Here is a 1,994-nt window from a genome sequence, read left to right as displayed (position 1 = left end):
GGCGTGGCCACCGAGTTTCATCCCATGAAAGGCCCGATGACCACTCAGACGCTGCGAGGCATGCGTAATCACGGCGCCATGCACTGGCGCGGCGATCGTGCGCACGGCTTCTTCGGCACCGATCCGTTCGATCCAGAGCTGTCGTTCAACAACTTCGTGGTGGCATTCGATGGCTTGATCGGCCGCTCGCTCTTGCCGGATCTGACCACCATGCAGCGCTTCACCAACTTCCAGCTCGAAGTGCAGCTACCGCCCAATCCGGTGCGCAATCTGGACAACACGCTCACTGAGTCGCAACAGCGCGGCCACGATTTCTATTTCGGCCCGCGTCGTGCGGACGGCGCGCCACCGGCCGCCGGCCCAGGCACTGGCTTCACCTGCGAGGGTTGTCATCGCCTCGATCCGTCACAAGGTCACTTCGGCACCGACGGTCAAGCGAGCTTCGAAGGTTTGCCGCAGATCGTGAAGATTCCCCACCTGCGTAATGCCTATACCAAGGTGGGCATGTTCGGTTTCCCCGGCATGCCGTTCTTCACCACGCCCGACACCGGCAACACCGGCGATCAAGTTCGCGGCTTCGGTTACTTGCACGACGGCTCCATCGACACGGTGTTCCACTTCCTGTCGGCCGTGTTGTTCGCGCCGACGCCGGACGTGGGCTTCCCTGCGGCAACTTATGAAGAGACGCGTCGTGATGTGGAGCAGTTCATGCTCGCGTTCGAGTCCGACATCGCGCCCATCGTCGGGCAGCAGATCACGCTCACCAAAACCAATGCCGCAGTCGTGGGTCCGCGCATCGATCTATTGCAGGCCCGAGCAGCGGCGCCCTTCACCTCGAAGATGTTGGGCGGGACGGTGACTGAGTGCGAGCTGGTGGCCAAGCTGTCGATCGCCGGGACGCCCAAAGGCTTTCTCTACAGCGTTGCCACCGACTCGTTCGTCTCTTCTGGCGGCAGCCTGTCGATACCCGACTCGCTGTTTCGCGCGTTGGCGTTGATCCCAGGCCAAGAGATTACGTTCACTTGCGTGCCTCCCGGCTCCGGGGCGCGTATTGCCGGAGTGCCTTGAAAGCGCGCTTCAGGGCCGCGATTCTGACAGCGCGGTAAGGTTCGAGTGCTTGCAATTCATGGACTTGCAACCACATCGTCCAAGTCTCGCCGGGCTTCCGTAGAATGCCCGGCGAGGCGCGCCAACCTGCAACTCGCGGGGCGGAACGCGGTCCAACTGGACGATATCGGTAAGGAGTTGAAAGTCATGGCCTCGTATCCAAGCACAGTCGCATCGACTACCCGCGGCTCAGCGCTGACGACCAACAAAGTTCTTCGCAATACTTACCTGCTGCTCGGTGCCACGCTCGCTTTCAGCGCGCTCACCGCCGGCATTTCCATGATGCTCAACCTGCCCCATCCGGGCTTGCTGATCACCATGGTGGGCTACTTCGGCCTGTTGTTCGCGGTGCATAAGACCCAGAACAGCTCCTGGGGCCTGCTGTTCATTTTCTTGCTGACCGGCTTCATGGGCCTGACCCTCGGCCCCATCATCAGCATGTATCTGAAGTTCCTGCCGAACGGCGCACAGGTCGTGACTACGGCCCTGGGCATCACCGCGGCTACCTTCGTCGGCTTGTCGGCTTACGCCATCAAGAGCGAGAAGGACTTCAGCTTCCTCGGCGGCTTCCTGACGGTGGGCATCATCGGCGCCTTCCTGCTGGGCCTGGTGGCGTACTTCTTCAATATGCCGACCCTGTCGCTGGTGGTCTCCGGCGTGTTCGTGATCGCGATGGCGGGCATGATCCTGTTCCAGACCAGCGAGATCATCCGCGGCGGCGAGACCAACTACATCCTGGCGACGGTGACGCTGTACGTGAGCATCTACAACTTGTTCACCAGCCTGTTGCACCTGTTGGGCGCGGCGTCCAGCGACGACTGATCCCGGTCGACCGAGCTGTAAAAACAAAGGGCGCTGCCACCAGCAGCGCCCTTTTTATTTGTCGC

Annotated in this window: 1 protein-coding gene and 1 pseudogene; both read left to right on the top strand. The window is 61.4% G+C overall.

The genetic code is table 11. The features are described from left to right. A pseudogene (locus tag JNL55_RS10765) lies at nucleotides 1-1,068 on the top strand (hypothetical protein); the annotation flags it as partial. A gap of 186 nt (nucleotides 1,069-1,254) precedes the next feature. Beyond that, nucleotides 1,255-1,929 (top strand): Bax inhibitor-1/YccA family protein, encoded by a 675-nt coding sequence (locus JNL55_RS10760; protein ID WP_293852819.1) that lies wholly within the window; start codon nucleotides 1,255-1,257, stop codon nucleotides 1,927-1,929. The last annotated feature ends 65 nt before the right edge of the window (nucleotides 1,930-1,994 follow it).

The sequence above is a fragment of the Steroidobacter sp. genome (assembly GCF_016790065.1).
GTDB lineage: Bacteria > Pseudomonadota > Gammaproteobacteria > Steroidobacterales > Steroidobacteraceae > Steroidobacter.
This window is presented reverse-complemented; position numbering and strand designations above follow the sequence as displayed.